At 59.9% G+C, this 19379-nt stretch carries 18 protein-coding genes; 8 read left to right on the top strand and 10 right to left on the bottom strand.

What is annotated here, in order from left to right:
• Window positions 1–6 precede the first annotated feature (6 nt).
• On the bottom strand, window positions 7–1458 hold the full coding sequence (ascF, locus tag NI40_RS17435) for a PTS cellobiose/arbutin/salicin transporter subunit IIBC (protein ID WP_032660344.1): 1452 nt from the start codon (window positions 1456–1458) through the stop codon (window positions 7–9).
• A gap of 214 nt (window positions 1459–1672) precedes the next feature.
• Between ascF and NI40_RS17430 the strand changes: the two genes are divergently transcribed.
• The 4 genes from NI40_RS17430 to NI40_RS17415 all read left to right on the top strand — a co-directional run bounded on the left by NI40_RS17430 (window position 1673) and on the right by NI40_RS17415 (window position 6612).
• Window positions 1673–2686, top strand: coding sequence for a LacI family DNA-binding transcriptional regulator (locus tag NI40_RS17430; RefSeq protein ID WP_039263389.1), 1014 nt, complete (start codon window positions 1673–1675; stop codon window positions 2684–2686).
• 134 nt (window positions 2687–2820) lie between these two features.
• Entirely contained in the window at window positions 2821–3366 is a 546-nt protein-coding gene (hydN, locus tag NI40_RS17425; RefSeq protein WP_039263391.1) for an electron transport protein HydN, read from the top strand.
• 5 nt (window positions 3367–3371) lie between these two features.
• Window positions 3372–5588, top strand: a complete 2217-nt coding sequence (hypF, locus tag NI40_RS17420) for a carbamoyltransferase HypF (RefSeq protein ID WP_039263392.1) — start codon at window positions 3372–3374, stop codon at window positions 5586–5588.
• A gap of 1 nt (window position 5589) precedes the next feature.
• Complete coding sequence (locus NI40_RS17415; RefSeq protein WP_039263393.1) at window positions 5590–6612, top strand: HoxN/HupN/NixA family nickel/cobalt transporter; 1023 nt, start codon at window positions 5590–5592, stop codon at window positions 6610–6612.
• Between the two features lie 450 nt (window positions 6613–7062).
• Here the strand turns inward: NI40_RS17415 and norW are convergent, their stop codons facing one another.
• Together norW and norV are read right to left on the bottom strand one after the other, a co-directional pair.
• Window positions 7063–8196: an NADH:flavorubredoxin reductase NorW gene (norW, locus tag NI40_RS17410; RefSeq protein WP_039263394.1), complete on the bottom strand. Its 1134-nt coding sequence runs from the start codon at window positions 8194–8196 to the stop codon at window positions 7063–7065.
• Window positions 8193–9638 (bottom strand): anaerobic nitric oxide reductase flavorubredoxin, encoded by a 1446-nt coding sequence (gene norV / locus NI40_RS17405; protein WP_039263479.1) that lies wholly within the window; start codon window positions 9636–9638, stop codon window positions 8193–8195. Before norV ends, norW begins: the two co-directional genes overlap by 4 nt.
• A 186-nt stretch (window positions 9639–9824) precedes the next feature.
• On the opposite strand from norV, the gene norR reads away from it, so the two are divergent.
• Window positions 9825–11339, top strand: coding sequence for a nitric oxide reductase transcriptional regulator NorR (norR, locus tag NI40_RS17400; protein WP_039263395.1), 1515 nt, complete (start codon window positions 9825–9827; stop codon window positions 11337–11339).
• On the opposite strand, the gene gutQ is transcribed toward norR, so the two are convergent.
• The 7 genes from gutQ to srlA form a co-directional block, all read right to left on the bottom strand.
• Window positions 11336–12301 carry an arabinose-5-phosphate isomerase GutQ gene (gutQ, locus tag NI40_RS17395; protein WP_033146372.1) on the bottom strand — a complete coding sequence of 322 codons (966 nt, stop codon included), beginning with the start codon at window positions 12299–12301 and terminating at the stop codon, window positions 11336–11338. The genes norR and gutQ overlap by 4 nt on opposite strands.
• Window positions 12294–13067 carry a glucitol operon DNA-binding transcriptional repressor SrlR gene (gene srlR, locus NI40_RS17390; protein WP_021241949.1) on the bottom strand — a complete coding sequence of 258 codons (774 nt, stop codon included), beginning with the start codon at window positions 13065–13067 and terminating at the stop codon, window positions 12294–12296. Before srlR ends, gutQ begins: the two co-directional genes overlap by 8 nt.
• 63 nt (window positions 13068–13130) lie before the next feature.
• The gene (gutM, locus tag NI40_RS17385) at window positions 13131–13490 is read right to left on the bottom strand and encodes a transcriptional regulator GutM (RefSeq protein ID WP_039263396.1); all 360 of its coding nucleotides are present in this window, start codon (window positions 13488–13490) and stop codon (window positions 13131–13133) included.
• A 67-nt stretch (window positions 13491–13557) separates the two neighbouring features.
• Window positions 13558–14337: a sorbitol-6-phosphate dehydrogenase gene (gene srlD / locus NI40_RS17380; RefSeq protein ID WP_023294411.1), complete on the bottom strand. Its 780-nt coding sequence runs from the start codon at window positions 14335–14337 to the stop codon at window positions 13558–13560.
• Between the two features lie 14 nt (window positions 14338–14351).
• The gene (srlB, locus tag NI40_RS17375; RefSeq protein WP_023308951.1) at window positions 14352–14714 is read right to left on the bottom strand and encodes a PTS glucitol/sorbitol transporter subunit IIA; all 363 of its coding nucleotides are present in this window, start codon (window positions 14712–14714) and stop codon (window positions 14352–14354) included.
• 12 nt (window positions 14715–14726) lie between these two features.
• Entirely contained in the window at window positions 14727–15686 is a 960-nt protein-coding gene (gene srlE, locus NI40_RS17370; RefSeq protein WP_023308950.1) for a PTS glucitol/sorbitol transporter subunit IIB, read from the bottom strand.
• On the bottom strand, window positions 15683–16246 hold the full coding sequence (gene srlA / locus NI40_RS17365) for a PTS glucitol/sorbitol transporter subunit IIC (protein WP_023333189.1): 564 nt from the start codon (window positions 16244–16246) through the stop codon (window positions 15683–15685). Before srlA ends, srlE begins: the two co-directional genes overlap by 4 nt.
• Before the next feature lie 252 nt (window positions 16247–16498).
• On the opposite strand from srlA, the gene mltB reads away from it, so the two are divergent.
• The 3 genes from mltB to NI40_RS17350 all read left to right on the top strand — a co-directional run bounded on the left by mltB (window position 16499) and on the right by NI40_RS17350 (window position 19379).
• On the top strand, window positions 16499–17599 hold the full coding sequence (mltB, locus tag NI40_RS17360) for a lytic murein transglycosylase B (RefSeq protein ID WP_172620295.1): 1101 nt from the start codon (window positions 16499–16501) through the stop codon (window positions 17597–17599).
• 269 nt (window positions 17600–17868) lie between these two features.
• Window positions 17869–18522 (top strand): metal ABC transporter ATP-binding protein, encoded by a 654-nt coding sequence (locus NI40_RS17355; protein WP_039263399.1) that lies wholly within the window; start codon window positions 17869–17871, stop codon window positions 18520–18522.
• Complete coding sequence (locus tag NI40_RS17350; protein ID WP_039263400.1) at window positions 18519–19379, top strand: metal ABC transporter permease; 861 nt, start codon at window positions 18519–18521, stop codon at window positions 19377–19379. The genes NI40_RS17355 and NI40_RS17350 overlap by 4 nt, the downstream gene beginning before the upstream one ends.

Raw genomic sequence — 19379 nt, 5'->3', positions numbered from 1 at the left:
TTCAATTTATGCTTTTGCTGCGTTGTTCTGTACCGGTGCGGTCTGCAGGGCGCGCGCTTTTTCAGCCTCATCTTCGACCGGGATATCCTCAAACCCTAAAAGCAGGGTCAGAACAAACGACAGCACCACTGCCAGCCCCATCACGCCGAACACCCAGACGATGGTCATCGGGTTCGCCGGGTCAAAGAACTGCACGCTGGTGAACAGCCCCGGTGCCGCCATCGAGTGGCTGGCAAGACCGGCCATGCCGGCGACCGCCCCGCAGATAAAACCGCTTATCAGGCTCGCAATCAGCGGACGTTTCAGACGCACCGCCACGCCGTACAGGGCCGGTTCAGAGATCCCCGCCATAATGGCGGAGGCCGCTGCCGCCAGCGCCGTCTGGCGCAGCTCCGGGTTTTTGGTTTTCCACGCCACCGCCAGCGACGAGCCGCCGAGCGACAGGTTGGCGCCGATTTCCGACGGCATCACCATCCCTTCCTTGCCCGTTTCGGCAATGGTCTGAATGATGGTCGGCGTAAACACGCGGTGCATCCCGGTCATCACCAGCAGCGGCCAGAGCGCGCCCATGATGGCGACGGAGAGCCAGCCCAGGTAGCCGTGAATGGTGTAGACCAGCGCGGAGATGGCGCTACCGATCCAGATCCCCAGCGGGCCAATCAGCACGATGGCGAGCGGGGCGGCAATCAGCACGATAAGCATCGGCTTGAGGAAGTTTTTCGTCACCGCCGGGGTAATGCGATCCACCCAGCGTTCGATGTATGACAGGCACCAGGTCATCACCAGCGCCGGGATGACGGTGTAGGTGTATTTAACCGCCGTCACCGGAATAAAGGCGAACTCAACGTGCTCGCCCTGCGCGGCTTTCGCCATCAGCTCGATAAAGCTAGGGTGCACCAGCACGCCGGCAATGGCGATGGCCAGCGACATGTTGGTTTTGAACTTCACCGCCGCCGAGGCCGCCACCATCAGCGGCAGGAAGAAGAAGGCGCCGTCGCCGATGACGGTCAGAATTGTGAGCGTCGGCGCGCCTTTTGGCAGCACGCCGGTCATCTCGAGGATCATCGCCAGCAGCTTGACCATCGAGCCGCCGATGATCGCCGGGATCAGCGGGGACATGGTGCCGATCAGCGCGTCGAGGATCCCGGCGCCAATGCGGCGTAAGGTCATCTTCTGCGGACCTTCCGGCACTGCGGGCTGCAGGTCCGTGGGCAGCAGGCTCACCACTTCGCGGTACGCCTGTGAAACCGTGTTGCCAATAATGACCTGGCACTGGTTGTCGTTGCGTACCACGCCGAGCACGCCGCTGATGCTTTTCAGTCGCGCAGCGTCGGTCAGGCTTTCGTCTTTCAGTACGAAACGCAGACGCGTCATGCAGTGGGTTACGGCGACGATGTTCTCTTTGCCGCCCAGCGCGCTGATAACGTCGTTCGCCAGCGCAGCGTAATTTTTGGCCATCGGATGTGATCCTGTTATTGTTGTGAGACATGTAGGAAACCGGTTCCACATAATCATCATGAGTTTCTGTGAATGAAACAAGATCGCTTTTTGACCATTTTTTCGTTTCGTGATGAAGATCGCAATGAGGTATCGAAAGCGTGATTTCACCGCTGCGACAATTTTTTTGCAGTGCAGTACACTGCGCTCCATCAGATTCAGACGGAATAACACTATGACCACGATGCTTGAAGTGGCGAAGCGGGCAGGCGTTTCGAAAGCCACGGTGTCCCGGGTGCTGTCGGGAAATGGCTACGTCAGCCAGGAGACCAAAGACCGGGTGTTTCAGGCCATTGAAGAGAGCGGCTATCGCCCGAATTTGCTGGCGCGAAACCTGGCAACCAAACGTACCCAGACGCTGGGACTGGTGGTGACGAACACCCTCTATCACGGCGTCTACTTTAGCGAACTGCTGTTTCACGCCGCGCGCATGACGGAAGAAAAGGGGCGGCAGCTGATCCTCGCGGACGGCAAGCACAGCGCGGATGAAGAGCGCGAGGCGATCCAGTACCTGCTCGATATGCGCTGCGACGCGGTGATCATCTATCCGCGCTTCCTGAGCGTGGAAGAGATGGATGAGATCGTCGAGAAGTGCGAGCAGCCGATTATGGTGCTCAACCGCCGTCTGCGGAAAAACAGCAGCCACTGCGTCTGGTCAGATCATAAAGCCTCCAGCCAGGAGGCGGTGTCACAGCTGATTGCGAAAGGGCACCGGGAGATCGCGTTTATCACCGGCTCGCTGGATTCCCCCACCGGGGTTGAGCGTCTCTCCGGCTACCGGGACGCGCTGGCGCAGCACGGTATTCCGCTGCGCGAGGGGCTGATTGCGCAGGGGAAGTGGAACCCCGCCAGTGGCGCGGCGGCGGTTGCCGAACTGCTTGCGCGCGGTGAACGGTTTACGGCGCTGGTGGCGAGTAATGACGACATGGCGATCGGCGCCATGAAGCAGCTCCACGACAGCGGCGTGGCCGCACCGGACGCGGTGTCGGTGATCGGTTTCGACGACGTGGCCATCGCGCCTTACATCGTGCCGTCGCTCTCCAGCGTGCGTATTCCGGTGACGGAGATGATCAAAGAGACCATCAGCCGCCTGATCTTCATGCTCGACGGCGGTGAGTTTAAGTATCAGCAGACCTTCTCCGGCGAGCTTGTCCTGCGCGACTCCGTTATTGACGGCCCGCACCGCTGATGTCGACAGCTGTCATCGTCATAAGTGACGATGACAGCACCATTGTGATTTTTAAATTCATCTAAAATCAACAGGTTAATTATTGGCACGGTTTATGAATATCTCCGCGCATAACTGTAATGCTGGAGAAGCAGATGAACCGTTTTATTATGGCCGATGCCAGTAAGTGTATTGGTTGCCGTACCTGTGAAGTGGCGTGCGTGGTTTCCCATCAGGCGGAGCAGGACTGCGCGTCGCTCACCCCTGACACCTTCCTGCCGCGCATCCACGTCATCAAAGGCGTGAATATTTCCACCGCCGCCATCTGTCGCCAGTGCGAAGACGCACCGTGCGCGAACGTCTGCCCGAACGGGGCGATTAAACGCGAGAAAGGCTTTGTGCACGTCATGCAGGAGCGCTGCATTGGCTGCAAAACCTGCGTGGTCGCCTGCCCGTACGGCGCGATGGAGGTGGTTGTTCGTCCGGTGGTACGCAACAGCGGCATGGGTCTGAGCGTACGTGCGGAGAAAGCCGAAGCCAACAAATGCGATCTTTGCTATCACCGCGACGCCGGTCCGGCCTGCATGGAAGCCTGCCCGACGCATGCGCTGGTCTGCGTGGATCGCGAGAAGCTTGAGCAGATGAGCGCCGAAAAGCGCCGTCGTGCGGCATTCGACACGTCGTCATCGCTGCTGTTCTGAACCGTATGTGCAGTAACGGCGTACAGCTGCGCGTGCGCGGTAAAGTGCAGGGCGTGGGGTTTCGTCCCTTCGTCTGGCAGCTGGCGCAGGCGCTTCAGTTGACCGGTGACGTCTGCAATGATGGAGAGGGCGTGCTGGTGCGCCTCGCGGGTAATGGGGGGGCCTTTACCGCGAGGCTGCATCAGGACTGCCCACCGCTGGCACGCATTGACCACGTTGAAACGCAGCCGTTTACCTGGGCGCAGGTGCCGGAGGACTTTACCATCCGCCACAGCGCGGGCGGGGCGATGGACACCCAGATCGTCCCCGACGCCGCGACCTGTCCGGCGTGCCTGGCTGAAATGCGCGACCCCGGCGAGCGCCGATATCGCTATCCGTTTATCAACTGCACCCACTGCGGACCGCGGTTTACCATTATCAGCGCGATGCCCTATGACCGTCCGGCCACGTCAATGGCCGCATTTCCCCTCTGCGTGCCGTGTGAGACGGAATACCGTAACCCGGCTGACAGACGTTTTCACGCCCAGCCGGTAGCCTGCCCGGACTGCGGGCCAGCGCTGGAATGGCGTGCGGGCGACATCACCGTTTCCCGTGAGGCTGCGCTGAGCGCGGCGGTGGCGATGCTGAAAAGCGGCGGCATAGTCGCGGTCAAAGGGCTGGGCGGTTTTCATCTCGTCTGCGACGCGCGTAATCCGCAGGCGGTCGCGACGCTTCGGGCACGCAAGCAGCGTCCCGCGAAGCCGCTGGCGGTGATGATCCCGAATGCGGACGGCGTGCCGGAGGCGATCCAGACGCTGTTGCGCTCCTCCGCAGCGCCGATTGTGCTGACCCCAAAAGCCTCGCTTCCCGGATTTCCCGAAGGGATTGCACCCGGGCTCGATTGTATTGGCATCATGCTTCCCGCTAATCCGCTGCAACACCTGCTGATGATGGACTGCCAGCGCCCGCTGGTGATGACTTCCGGCAACCTCAGCGGCAGACCGCCTGCCATGACCAACCAGCAGGCGCTGGATGAGCTCGGCGACGTCGCGGACGGCTTCCTGCTGCACAACCGCGATATCCTGCAGCGGATGGACGATTCGGTGATGGATCGCGACGGCGCGATGCTTCGCCGCGCGCGCGGTTTTGTGCCCGATGCCGTTACGCTGCCTGCGGGTTTTGAGAATATCCCCGCCATGCTATGCACCGGCGCGGAGATGAAAAACACCTTCTGCCTGGTGCGTGGCAGCCAGGCGGTGCTGAGCCAGCATTTTGGCGATCTCGGCGACGAGGGTGTCGAAGCGCAGTGGCGCGGTGCGCTATCGCTGATGCAGAAAATTTACGCCTTTCAGCCGGATCGCGTGGTGTGTGACGCCCATCCGGGCTATCACACACAACGATGGGCGCAGGCGCAGGAGCTGCCGGTCGAAACCGTGCTGCACCATCACGCCCACGCGGCGGCGTGCCTGGCGGAGAACGGCTGGCCGCTCGACGGCGGAGACGCGATTGCCCTGACGCTGGACGGGATCGGCATGGGCGAGAACGGCGCGCTGTGGGGCGGGGAGTGCCTGCGGGTGAACTATCTCGCGTGCGAGCGTCTGGGCGGGCTGCCTGCCGTTGCGCTGCCGGGGGGCGATCTGGCGGCGCGGCAGCCGTGGCGTAATTTACTCGCCCACTGCCTGGCGTTTGTCCCTGACTGGCAGCAGTACCCGGAAACGCGCGCGGTTCAGCGTGAAAACTGGCCGCTGCTGGCAACGGCGATCCGGCGCTGCATCAACGCGCCGCAGGCCTCGTCCTGTGGTCGTCTGTTTGATGCGGTCGCCTGCGCGCTGGGTATTGAAACCCAATCCTGGGAAGGTGAAGCGGCCTGCCGGCTGGAAGCGCTGGCCTCGCAGTGCGCGGGCGTCGACCATCCGGTGACGCTGGACGTGGATAACCTCGCGCAGTTCTGGCAGCAGTGGATGAGCTGGCAGGCGGAATCCTGCGAGCGCGCGTGGGCGTTTCACGACGCGCTGGCAAAAGGGCTGGCGCAACTCGCCGCACGCCATGCCCGACGCCTGTCGCTGTCGACAATCTGTCTCAGCGGCGGCGTGCTACACAACCGTCTGCTGCGCGCGCGGCTGCGTCATTATCTATCTGACTTTATGCTTCTTTTTCCTTCGCGCCTGCCCGCAGGTGACGGAGCGATCTCCTTCGGGCAGGCGGCGATCGCCGCTGCCCGGTCATGTTCACAAAGGACTTAAAATGTTACGACTCTTACGCAATGAACCTCGCGCCGCGCTTCTGCTGCTGGCTCTGGTAATGGCAAACCTGCTGGCCTGGGGATGGGCATGGCACGCTTTTAGCGGCAGCACGGCGCTGATGGCCGCCAGCCTGCTGGCGTGGTGCTACGGGCTGCGTCACGCGGTGGACGCTGACCACATCGCGGCGATTGATACCGTGACGCGTAAGATGATGCAGCAGGGCAAACGTCCTTCCGGCGTGGGGGCGTGGTTCTCGCTGGGGCACTCCACCATCGTGGTGCTGGCCTCTATTGCTATCGCCGCGACCTCGACGGCGTTTCAGAAAAACATGGAATGGTTCCACGAAACCGGCAGCCTGATTGGCACCGCCGTTTCCGCCACCTTCCTGCTGGCGATGGCGCTGGTGAACATGGTGATCCTGCGCGGCGTCTGGCGCAGTTTTCAGGCGCTGAAACAGGGCAGGCCAGTGCAGGGCGACATCACGCTCCCTGCCCAGGGCGGCGTCATGAACTGGCTGTTTGGCAAAACCTTCCGCCTGGTGAATAAAAGCTGGCAGATGTACCTGGTCGGTTTCCTGTTTGGCCTCGGCTTTGACACGGCCACCGAGATTGGCGTGCTGGGGATCTCTGCCGCCAGCGCGTCAAGCGGGATGTCGGTGTGGTCAATCATGGTCTTCCCGGCGCTCTTCGCCAGCGGCATGGCGCTGGTGGATACTCTCGATAACCTGTTGATGGTCGGTGCCTACGGTTGGGCGTTCAACAAGCCGCAGCGCAAGCTCTACTACAACATGACCATCACCGGCACCTCCGTGGTGGTGGCGCTGTTTATCGGCGGGCTGGAAGCGCTGGGTCTGCTGATGGACAAATTTGCCCTCAGCGGCGGCGTGTGGGATCTGATTGGCACGGTAAACGACAATCTGGGCAACGCCGGGTTTGTGGTGGTTGGGCTGTTTGTCGCCTGCTGGCTGATCTCCATGGTCAACTACCGCTGGCGTGGCTACGACGCGCTGGTGGTACGTTCCTGAACCGGCTCCTGCACGGCGCAACCTCCGCGACTTCCTCAATGGCTGGCGCATAGCGGCATACCGATAAAAAAGATGCTGAAAATGTAGAACTTTTGCGGAATAAATATATTCCGCATTCTTCGCTTGTGTGAAATAACGAGAAAGATAATTGAGTTATTTATAAAAATTCGCCATGATTCGCCTCCTGCTGATGATGTCTTTTCAGACTGAGTCGGCTGACAATAATAAAGCTGGATGATGTTTTTAATCTGTTTCAGATTAAAGTATTTACGAAAATAATAAATAAGGGATTGATAGCGATGATATATCTACTTTGCATTTATTTGATGAATAGAATACGTAAAAAAAAGCCCCGGAATATCGGGGCGGTGAATAATAAAATCCAAAGATTAAGACAGCGTAGACTTGCTGTTGGCCGGGTAAACGAAGCGCTACCCGGCAAAACGAGGGTTAAGCAGGTAACAGTTTCAGCAGAGCGAAAGCCTCCTTCATCCGGTCTTCACTAACCACAAAAGCGCGAATCTGACCCTCGTTATCCGCGCCGCGCGCGACCATTCCCTGCGGTTCGAGGGTAATTTGCCAGTTCAGATCCTGACGCTGCGTTTCACCGGCAAGATGCAGCGGTAATTCCGGCGTTTTGACTTTAATCAGCATGGCGGGTAATTTCAGCGGCGCGCTGCCGCCGAGCAGGTTTTTCGCCAGATACATCGCGCTTAATTGAATTGGCTGTAAAAATGGCAGCACATGACCGTTAATTTCAGCGCAGTCACCTAACGCGTAAATATCAGGTTGCGTGGTTTGCAGGTAGCTATTTACCTTCACGCCACGCTGTATTTCGGCGCCTGCGCGATGCGCCAGCGCGGTTTCCGGCCGCAGGCCCGTCGCGGCAACCACGACATCCACCTCAACGCTGCGGCTGCGGTCGAGCGTGGCACGAATGCCGCCTTCGGTTTTGCTCAGGCTTTGCAGCTGCGATTTCAACAGCAGATGCACCCCCATGTCGGTCAGGCGATGCTGTAAGCGACTGCTTACTTCTGCCGGCATCAGCGACGACAGAATGCTCGCCGCATGGTCGACCAGAGTCACGGATTTACCCGCCCGGCAGAAATCCATCGCCAGCTCGGTGCCTATCAGCCCGCCACCAACAATCATTACCCGCTGCGCGTCGCGAAGCGCCGTTTCGCTGGCCTGATACTCCTGCTGGCTGTTGAGGGTGATCGTCAGCTCGCGGCCCTCAATCGGCGGCACAAACGCAGAGGCACCCGTGGCCAGCACCAGTTTGTCGTACTGCCAGGTTTTCTCTTTTGCTTTTACCACGTGGGCGGCGGCGTCGATGTCGGTGACCCAGGTGTAGGGAAACAGACGCAGGTTAAACTGTTCCGCGAACTCCCCCGCCGTCTGGCGGGTGAGGTCCCCGGCGCGCTGATTCTGGCTAATGACGTGGCTCAGATCGGGCTTGTTGTACTCGTCCATGCTGTCGGCGGCGATCACCGTCAGCGGCACGCTGGCGTCCTGCTTGCGGATATTTTTCACCAGCTGGCGGGCGGCAAAGCCCGAGCCGATGATGACGATCCCGTTGCTCATTTTGCCTCCGTACCCAGTTCGTCAAAGACGTCTTTCCCGAGGGAACATTCCGGGCAGAGGAAATTGTCCGGCACGTCACTCCAGGGTGTACCTGGCGCAACGTCCTGCAGCGGCTCGCCCAGCGCCGGGTCGTAAATCCACTGGCAGACGCTGCACTGCATGCGCGGTCCGGGATCGGCGGCTGCCGCGGCGGCGCAGGCGCAGGTTTCCTGCTGTGCGGTCGGTTCGGCAGCTTGCGGAAGCGGTGCGAGCGCCCACTGGCGGGCAATGTCGCGGCCGTGCTGGCGGCAGATCTCCAGGGCGTCGATATCCGGACGCCATTTCGCCTTCAGGCTGAGGGACATTTCAAAGCCCGCATCCTGTAAACGGGTGGAGAGACGGTCTACCGCGCCGCCGCTCCAGCCGTGGGAGCCAAAGGCGCTGGCGCGCTTGTTGCGAAAACGCAGGCCGGTCATCTCTTCTACCAGACCGGCAATTTTCGGCATCATCACGTTGTTCATGGTGGAGGTGCCCACCAGCACGCCCTTAGAGCGGAACACGTTGGTCAAAACCTCATTCTTATCGCTGCGCGCCACGTTGAAGATTTTCACCGCCACGTTGGGGTCCACTTCGTTGATGCCCTGGGCAATCGCGTCCGCCATCATGCGGGTGTTGTTGGACATGGTGTCGTAGAAAATAGTGATGCGGTCTTCCTGATAGTCCGCCGCCCATTTCAGGTAGAGCTCCACAATCTGGGTGGGATTTTCACGCCACACCACGCCGTGGGAGGTGGCAATCATATCCACCGGCAGGTTAAAGCCGAGGATCTCGGTGATTTTCGGCGTCACCAGGCGGCTGAACGGCGTCAGGATGTTGGCGTAGTAGCGCTGGCACTGCTCGAACAGCTCGGTCTGGTCCACTTCGTCGTTGAACAGGCGCTCGTCGCAGTAGTGCTGGCCGAAGGCGTCGTTGCTGAACAGCACCGCGTCGCCGGTCATGTAGGTCATCATGCTGTCCGGCCAGTGCAGCATCGGGGTTTCCACGAAGATCAGCTGCTTGCCGTTGCCGATATCCAGCGCGTCACCGGTTTTCACGGTGTGGAAGTTCCACTCCGGATGGTGGTGGTGGCCGTTGATCGAGTCGATGGCGTTAGTGGTGCAGTAGATCGGCGTGTTCGGAATGTAGGACATCAGCTCGGTCAGCGCACCGGCGTGATCTTCTTCCGCGTGGTTGATGATGATGTAGTCGATGGCGTCCAGGTCGATTTCACAGCGCAGGTTCTGCACGAACTCGCGGCTGAACTTGTGATCGACGGTATCGATCAGCACGTTTTTACCTTCGCGGATGAGATAGCTGTTGTAGCTACTGCCGCGCAGCGTTTTGTATTCCGTCCCGTGGAAATCGCGCACTTCCCAGTCACGTTGACCCACCCAATGAATGTTATTTTTAACCAGAATAGACATAGCAACCTCTACGTAATACAGCATTTTCAAATAAGATGTTTTGCCTATATCAAGTTGCGTGCCAGTTTTTAATTTATTGATTTTACTTAATTAATATTTTTATGATCCGTAATGGGTAGTCATTATGACTATCAAAATTAGTGTCAATATGACAACATGCATTGTCAAAATGACAGCGAGGTCACTATGAGCTTTTCCGTAGACGTGCTGGCGAAGATCGCCATTGAGCTGCAGACCGGTATCGGCCATCAGGACCGCTTTCAGCGGCTGATCTCCACGCTGCGCCACGTGCTTGAGTGCGATGCGTCCGCGCTGCTGCGCTACGAGGGGCGGCAGTTTATTCCGCTGGCTATCGACGGGCTGGCGAAGGACGTGCTCGGGCGGCGTTTTACCCTTGAGGGCCATCCGCGTCTGGAAACTATCGCCCGCGCGGGTGACGTGGTGCGTTTCCCGGCGGACAGCGACTTGCCCGACCCGTACGACGGGCTTATTCCCGGACAGGAGAGCCTGAAGGTGCACGCCTGTATCGGCCTGCCGCTGTTTGCCGGACAAAACCTGATTGGCGCACTGACCCTTGACGGCCTGTCGCCGGACCAGTTCGACACCTTTAGCGACGAAGAGCTGCGCCTGATTGCCGCCCTGGCCGCCGGGGCGCTGAACAATGCCCTGCTGATTGAACAGCTGGAGAGCCAGAACATTCTTCCCGGCAGCCCGGCGGCGTTTGAGCAGGTGACGCACACGGAGATGATCGGCCTCTCTCCGGGCATGGCGCAGCTCAAAAAAGAGATTGAGATTGTCGCCGCCTCAGATTTGAACGTGCTGATCTTCGGGGAAACCGGCACCGGCAAGGAGCTGGTGGCGAAGTCCATTCACGAAGCGTCGCCGCGCGCGGTGAACCCGCTGGTGTACCTCAACTGCGCCGCGCTGCCGGAAAGCGTGGCGGAAAGCGAGCTGTTTGGTCACGTAAAAGGGGCGTTTACCGGAGCCATCAGCAACCGCAGCGGCAAGTTCGAAATGGCCGATAACGGCACGCTGTTTCTGGATGAAATCGGCGAGCTCACCCTGTCGCTGCAGGCCAAGCTGCTGCGCGTGCTGCAGTACGGCGACATCCAGCGCGTGGGGGATGACCGCAGCCACAGAGTGGACGTTCGCGTGCTGGCGGCCACCAACCGTGACCTGCGTGAAGCGGTACTGGCAGGGCAGTTCCGCGCCGACCTGTTCCATCGCCTGAGCGTGTTCCCGCTTACCGTGCCGCCGCTGCGCGAGCGCGGTGACGACGTGGTGCTGCTGGCGGGCTTTTTCTGCGAGCAGTGCCGTCTCAGGATGGGGCTTTCCCGCGTGGTGCTGAGCCCGGGTGCGAGGTCGCATCTGCTGAGCTACGGCTGGCCGGGCAACGTGCGCGAGCTGGAGCATGCGATTCACCGCGCGGTGGTGCTGGCGCGGGCGACGCGTTCGGGTGATGAAGTGGTGCTCCACGCGCGGCATTTTGCGCTGCAGGATGAAACCGTACCGGCTATCGCCCAGGCAGTACCCGAGATAGCGAATGAAAATCTGCGTGAAGCCACGGAGATATTTCAGCGTCAGATGATTACCCGCGCGCTGGAGCAGAATAACCGCAGCTGGGCGGCGTGCGCGCGGGCGCTGGAGATGGACGTCGCCAACCTGCACAGGCTGGCGAAGCGTCTGGGACTGAAGGGTTAGATAATCCCGGCCTGATAGAAATCCTGCAGGTTGATGGCGCCGCACAGCCTGCCGGCGTCATCCACCACCGGTGCGGCGGTAATTTTGCGCTTCATCAGCACCTCTTTGGCTTCAATGGCGCGGCTCTCGGCGTTCAGCGTCAGCCCGCCTTTGGTCATGGCGTCCGACACTTTGGTTTCCAGCCTGCCGCCGCCCACCAGCCAGCGGCGCAGGTCGCCGTCAGTGAACACGCCCTTAACGCTCCCGCCGTCATCGCACACCGCAACCAGCCCAAGGCCGGTGCGGCTGAGCTCCAGCATCGCGTCCATGACGCTGGTATCGAGCTTGACCTGCGGAATGGCATCGTCGGTGCGCATCAGGTGGTGAACCTTGTTGAGCAGGCGTGCGCCGAGCGCGCCCGCCGGATGCGAACGGGCGAAATCTTCTTCGTTAAAGCCGCGCGCCTGCATTACCGCCATTGCCAGCGCGTCGCCCATCATCAGGGTGTTAACGGTGCTGGAGGTCGGGGCGAGGTGCATCGGACAGGCTTCACGCTCAACGGAAATATCCAGCGTCGCTTTGGCGGCCAGCGCCAGCGGCGAGCGGGATTTCCCGGTCATCGCCAGCAGGGCGACCGATTTTTCCTGCAGGCGCGGAATAATCAGATCCAGCTCTTTGGCCGAACCGGAGTAGGAGATAAACAGCATCACGTCGCGGCTTTCAATCATCCCCAGATCGCCGTGCAGCGCCTCTGCCGGATGCACGAAGAACGCCGGGGTGCCGGTGCTGGCGAGCGTCGCGGCAATCTTTTTGCCGATATGGCCGGATTTACCGATGCCCGCCACGATCACTTTGCCTTCGCAGTGGATAATGGTGTTGGCCGCGCGGACGAAATCCTCGCCCAGACGTTCGGGCAGGCGGCTGGCTTCCTGCAGTTCCAGCATCAGCGTCTGGCGGCCCGTTTCTAACAGAAAATCACTCATCTCTCTCTCCGGTTACGATCACGTCGATTCCTTTCTCTTCCAGCGCTTTCCTGAACGCCGGGTCGATACCCGCGTCGGTAATCAGCTTATCAACGCTTTCAAGGCTACAGACAATGTTGGGGCTTTTGCGGCCAAACTTCGACGAGTCTGCCATCAAAATCACTTCCCGCGCGGCGTTGCACATCGCTTTACTGACGCTGAACACCTCGTTGAACGTCGTAACACCGGCGTTCAGGTCGATGCCGTCGGTGCCCATAAAGAGTTTATCAAAGCTGAAGTGGTCGAAGGCATTCTCCGCAAGCTGGCCGTGAAACGACGCCGATTTTTTGCGGAAGGTGCCGCCGGGCATCAGGATGGTCTGCTCGCTGTCGAACTCCGACAGGGCGTTGACGATGTGCAGGCTGTTGGTCATCACCGTGATGTTGTTAAAGCGGCTGAGCAGCGGGATCATCTGCAGGACGGTGCTGCCTGCATCCAGAATGATGGAATCGCCATCGTGGATAAATTTGACGGCGGCTTCGGCAATCAGCGCTTTCTGGTGGGTATTAATCAGCGTTTTGTGGTCGATAGGCGGGTCCGCTTCGTCCTTATTGAGCACCACGCCGCCGTAGGTTCGAATGACGGCGCCAGAGTTTTCGAGCAATACCAGGTCCTTGCGTATTGTCGTGCCGGTGGTGTCAAAGTAGTGGGCCAGATCCTCTACCGAGCATTTTCCCTGCTTTTGCAGATGCTCGAGAATGGCCGCCTGCCGCTGACGAGGTTTCATAGGCGCTTCGTTCCTTAGGTTGCGAAATGATAATTTCGCAAGTCTATAGCTTTCACAACGAAATTATCCATGTTTCAGATTAAGCGCTAATGATAGTGCATTCTGACAGAGTGGATCATGGGGAAAGATCACATCAGGCCGTAATTCCTGCAGCGAAATGCCGTTGATTGCCTGGATTTTCACCGGTCGGGCAAAGACGGTCATGCCGCGCATGATGAGGGAATCGCAGACGTGATTGTTTTCATCCAGCGCAACGGCGACGACCACGCGCGGTTTGAAGCGTCCGCCGGAACGCCCGACCCCGACGCGACCTTTCTGACACAGCGCGTCAAACGCGCGGTTAAACTGGTGGATCTGCCAGCCGCCAAACGCCATCTGGAAAATCCAGGCGAGGGCGGCGACGGTGATGAGTGCGGTGACCATATCGGCTCCTTGTTTTGTTCCCTCTCCCGGTGGGAGAGGGTAAGGGTGAGGGCATCAGCCCGCTCGATCAGAACATCACCTGCCCGCCGGTGACGTTAATCGACTGCCCGGTGCAGTACGAGGCTTTCGGGCTGGCGTAAAACAGCAGCATGTTCAGCACGTCCTGATAATCGCACCCGCGCTTCAGCGGCACTTTATCGATGTAGTACTGCTCCACTTCCTCAGCCTTGATGCCGAGCTTGGTGGCGTACTGCGGCAGCAGGGACTGGAACATCGGCGATTTCAGCAGGTTGCCCAGCATCAGCGAGTGCACGGTAATGCCGTACTCGGCCAGATCCAGCGCCAGAGACTGCGTCAGCCCCACGCCGCCAAACTTCGCCGCGCTGTAGCCGGAGTTATGCTTGCTGCCCACTTTCCCCGATTTGGAGTTGATCTGAATGATGCGCCCCTGAATGCCGTCGCGGATCATCAGACGGGAAAACTCGCGGGCGCAGAGGAAATAGCCCACCAGATTCACCTGTAGCGAACGGTCAAAATCCCCCAGTTCGAAATCGCTGATAAAGGCCGCTTTCGCAATCCCCGCGCTGTAGACCAGCAGGTCGGTACGCCCAAAAATCTCGTCCACGCCGCGGGCCAGCGCCATCACGCTCTGCTCGCTGGTGGCGTCGGCGCCAAACCCGTACGCCATCCCTTCACCAAACTCGGTGTTAATGGTGTCCGCCACCCGGGCGGCTTTTTCACTCTGAATGTCCACTACCGCCACGCGGTAGCCCTCTGCGGCAAGCCCACGGCAGAGGAACTCGCCTAAGGTTTGTCCTCCACCAATGACAACGGCAACCTGACTCATGTGTTTCTCCTTAATTACGCAACAAATTTTAACGTGCAGCCTGGGGTGACAGCCTGCGGAACCGGGCCCGCCACGTGAACCGTGCCGGGATATTCGGCCTGCGGCTGGCCGTCGAAACGCAGGGTGATGTGGCCCAGCTCGCGCAGGTTTTGCTCGGCCACGTCGCCGACGGCGGTCACGGCATAGCGCGCCTCGCCCAGCTCCAGCTGGCTCCCGGCCTTCAGCTCGCCCTTCAGCTCGCCGTGACAGTGGATAAAGCAAAACTCTTCGATATCCGCCGGGGCGCCTTCGCGGAAGGTGATCAGCATCTGGTCGCTCAGCGCGTCAGCCGCGCTCTGGCCGATGCGGGTAATGGTGGTCTGGTAAATCACGGTCATCGCAGGAACCTCTTATTGATAAATAAAGCCGGAGACAAACCAGGCAATCAGCACCGTCGGCGCGCCCGTCAGGAAGCGGCTCACCAGCACGGACGGCACGCCCACGCGCACGGTGTCCTGGCGTGCTTCCGCCAGCGACAGCCCTACGGGGATGAAATCGCACGCCGCCTGGGCGTTAATGGCGAACAGGGCGGGCAGGGCGAGGTGCGGGGGAATGTTCCCCAGACCAATCTGCACGCCAATCAGCACGCCGATGACCTGGGCAATCACCGCGCCCGGGCCGAGGAACGGCGACAGCAGCGGGAAGGAGCAGATCAGCGCCAGCGTCACCAGCCCGAGCGGGTGGCTGGCGAGCGGGGCGAGGCCGTGGGCAATCCAGTCGCCCAGGCCGGACGCCATGATGATGCCGATCAGCGCCGAAACGAATGCCATAAACGGCAGTATGGTTTTCAGCACCGTGTCGATGGTGTCGCGCCCTGACTGGAACAGCACCGCCACGGCGGACCCCATGCCCATCCCGACCTTCGCCAGCAGGCCGTCGCTCTGCTCGGTGATTTTCTTGCTGGTGTCGTACTCGCGCGGGGCCGCTTTTTGCGGCGCGGCAGTGCCATTCACCAGAGTGATGTTGTCCTCCTTCACGCCTGAGACATAAATGTCCTCAAGGATGTACTGCGCCAGCGGGCCGGATTTTCCGGTGGAGTGAATATTCACTGTCGGAATGCGGCGCTTCGGATAGATACCGCAGCGCAGCGTGCCGCCGCAGTCGATCACCGCCACGCCGATTTCCGCTTCCGGCGGCTCGCCCTCCTTGAAGCCGTCGACCGCTTCCCAGCCGGTCAGCTCGCGCAGCCTGTCGACGATCGCCGGGCGCGTGCCTGCGGTGATGTAGACGATCTTTTTGCCTTCGGTGGCGTCGAACTCCAGCGGGCCGCCCCAGCCGCCCGTGCCTTTCTCAATGCGGATCCGGTTCATGCTGTGGCTCCTGAAAGATGAACTTTCTGTTCAAGCTGGATGCCCATTTTTTTCTCAAAAATGGCGGTGGTGAGGTCGGTCACCCAGCCGCGGAAGAAGTTGGTGACCAGGCCGACCAGCAGATAGCTCACCGCCAGCGGGCCGAGCGGCAGGCCAAGCGTGGTAAGACCGCTGGCGATCCCGAGATAGACAAACAGCTCGCCGGGGTTAATGTGCGGGAACAGGCCGTTCATGGAATGGCAGCTGTAGGAGGCGGCGGCGTAGTAGCTCGGCTTGTACTTTTCCGGCATGAAGCGGCCGAGGCTTAAGGTCATCGGGTTGCAGAACACGAAGGTGCCGATGAACGGCAGTACCAGGTAGCGGGACAGCGGATTACCGGCACAGCGCTGGGCGAAGCGTTCGATGCGCTGCTGGCCGATAAAGTTAATCAGCGCGTTCATGATCACCAGCAGGCTGATCAGCAGGGGCAGGATCCCGGTCACCATGCCGGTGAACACTTCTCCGCCTTTCTGAAACAGCCCGATGAACCACTCGGCGCCGTGGGTGATGGTTTCTATCATTCTTCTCTCCTGTGAGGCTTTTTTGTTTTTGTGTTGCGGGGTTAATAATAATCACTTTGAAAGGTTTTAAAGTGTTAGTTAGATCTCACAATGAAAGAAAAATGGATTATTTTGAAAGTTTATTGATGGGGTCAATGATTTTCGGTGGAAAAAAGGGCGGATTTGCGTGGGGGAGGCGTGTACCGCTTCCTTGAGGTGTTGCGGATGCTTTACCATACTGGGTTCTTATCGAACCCGTTAAATGGATGTCTCATGTTCAAGCGTCGTTATGCAGCGCTGTTGCCTGCGCTTATTCTGCTGTCTGCCTGTAGTAGCAAACCTAAGACCGAAGCCGTTCAGCAAACGGCGGGCGCGCCTTCCGGAGGATTCCTGCTGGAGCCGCAGCACAATATGATGCAGATGGGCGGCGACTTCGCGAATAACCCGGCGGCCGAGCAGTTCATCGATAAAATGGTGAGCAAGCACGGCTTTGACAGACAGCAGCTGCACGAAATTTTGTCTCAGGCCAAGCGACTGGACTACGTGCTGCGCCTGATGGACAGGCAGGCTCCAACCGCCCAGGTGCCGAGCGGGCCGAACGGCGCGTGGCTGCGCTACCGCAAACAGTTTATTACCCCGGACAACGTGCAAAACGGCGTGGTGTTCTGGAATCAGTATGAAGATGCGCTCAACCGCGCGTGGCAGGTGTACGGCGTACCGCCGGAAATCATCGTCGGGATTATCGGCGTGGAAACCCGATGGGGCCGCGTGATGGGTAAAACCCGCATCCTGGACGCGCTGGCGACGCTCTCCTTTAACTATCCGCGCCGCGCGGAGTATTTCTCTTCCGAGCTGGAAACCTTCCTGCTGATGGCGCGCAGCGAGCAGGACGATCCGCTCGATCTGAAAGGGTCGTTTGCCGGCGCGATGGGCTACGGCCAGTTTATGCCGTCCTCCTATAAGCAATATGCCGTCGACTTTAACGGGGATGGTCATATCAACCTGTGGGATCCGGTAGATGCCATCGGCAGCGTGGCGAACTACTTCAAAGCGCACGGCTGGACGCCAGGCGGCCAGGTGGCGGTGCAGGCGAACGGTCAGGCGCCGGGGCTGGAAAACGGCTTCAAAACCAAATACAGCGTTGCGCAGCTGACGGCGGCGGGCTTAACACCGACCCAGCCGTTGGGCAATGTCGATCAGGTAAGTCTGTTGCGTCTGGATGTCGGGACGGGCTATCAGTACTGGTACGGCATGCCGAACTTCTACGCCATCACCCGCTATAACCACAGCACTCACTATGCGATGGCCGTATGGCAGCTGGGGCTGGCGGTATCGCAGGCCCGCGTGCCGGCGGCGTCACCGTTTAGTCAGTAAGTCATCTTATTCCCCCTCTCCCTGTGGGAGAGGGCTGGGGTGAGGGCACCCGCGCGCACCTATTTCCTGCAGAAACATTTCGCCACACTCCCTTTTCAAACCCGCCATTTACATCTTCACCGCCTTTCATTATTGTTATGTTATAACATTTAATGTGGTGTCAGAATGTCAACGTCCCTTTTTTCTCTGTCTGCTCTGGTTCGGCTTTTGCTGGCGCTGGTGCTTGTTGCCTTTATCGGGCTGGCCGTGCGCTGGGCGGTGGCATTGCCATGATTGTGATGAATGAACTGGTCGCGGGATATGAACGCCAGCCCGTTACGCGGCCCCTCTCGGGCACGATTGAGCGCGGCAGCATGACCGCCATTATCGGCGCTAACGGCTGCGGGAAATCCACGCTGCTGAAAACGCTGGCGGGATTTATTCCTCCCGTCAGCGGCGGCTTCCGCTGGCAGGGGAAGCCGCCGGTAATCGGCTGGCTGGCACAGCGTCACGCGCTGGAGGCGCAGTTTCCGCTGACCGTACAGGACGTGGTAAGCATGGGCTGCTGGCCGGGCATGTCGCTTTTTTCCGGGTTTCGTCGCGAAACGCGGTTGCGCATTGCCAGCGCGCTTGAGCGCGTCGGGCTTGAGTCCATGGCGTTATCCACCATCGATGAACTCTCCGGCGGTCAGTTTCAGCGCATGCTCTTTGCCCGCGTCCTGGTGCAGCAGGCGCCGCTGGTGATGCTGGATGAACCCTTTACCGGAGTCGATGAAGCCACCTGCAGCGTGCTGATGGACCTGATGCTGGAGATGTATATGAAGGGGCAAACGCTGCTCGCGGTACTGCACGACAGCGAGCGCGTGTCGCGCCATTTCCCGCAGACGCTGCGGCTGGATGCTGACGTTCCCCAGTGGAAAACCGAGCGGGTGAGGGTGGCATGATCTGGCATCTCTTTTTTCAGCCGTTTATTGAGTACGGCTTTATGCGTCGCGCGCTGGTGGTTTGCCTGGCGCTCTCCGTCAGCACCACCGCGCTCGGCGTGTTTCTTCAGCTGCGTCGGATGAGCCTGATGGGCGATGCCCTTTCTCACGCCATTTTGCCGGGTGTCGCCGTGGGGTATTTGCTCAGCGGTATGTCGCTGCTGGCGATGAGTATTGGCGGTTTTATCGCGGGAATTACCGTGGCGCTGCTGGCCGGTCTGGTCAGTCGACGCACGCCCCTGAAAGAAGATGCCAGCTTTGCCGGGTTTTATCTTGGCTCGCTGGCGCTGGGGGTCACGCTGGTGTCGCTGCGCGGGTCGAATGTCGATCTGCTGCATCTGCTGTTTGGCTCCATCCTCGCCGTGGACAACGACGCCGCGCTGTTTGTCACGGGCGTTTGCATGTTCACCCTTATCACGCTGGCGCTGTTTTATCGCGGGCTGGTGACAGAAGCGTTTGATACCGCCTGGCTGCAGGTGAACGCCCGCTGGCTGCCTGGCCTGCTGCACGGACTGTTTCTGGCGCTGCTGGTGCTTAACCTGGTGGCCGGTTTTCAGGTGCTCGGCACGCTGATGGCCGTTGGGCTGATGATGCTTCCGGCCGTGGCAGCCCGCTGCTGGGTGCGCACGTTACCTGCCTTACTCCTGATGGCGGGTATCAGCGGTATCTTCTGCGCATGGCTGGGGCTGAGCCTCTCCTGGGCGATGAGCCTACCGGCCGGGCCGTCCATCGTGCTCACCGCCAGCGCGCTGTTCTTTATTTCCATTTTACTGGGTACGCGAAGCAGGCTCGCTGGCAGCCTGCGGGCGTATTTTTAA

It is taken from the genome of Enterobacter sp. E20, assembly GCF_000801755.2.
In the GTDB taxonomy this organism is placed as follows: Bacteria; Pseudomonadota; Gammaproteobacteria; order Enterobacterales; family Enterobacteriaceae; genus Enterobacter; species Enterobacter asburiae_B.
This window is presented reverse-complemented; position numbering and strand designations above follow the sequence as displayed.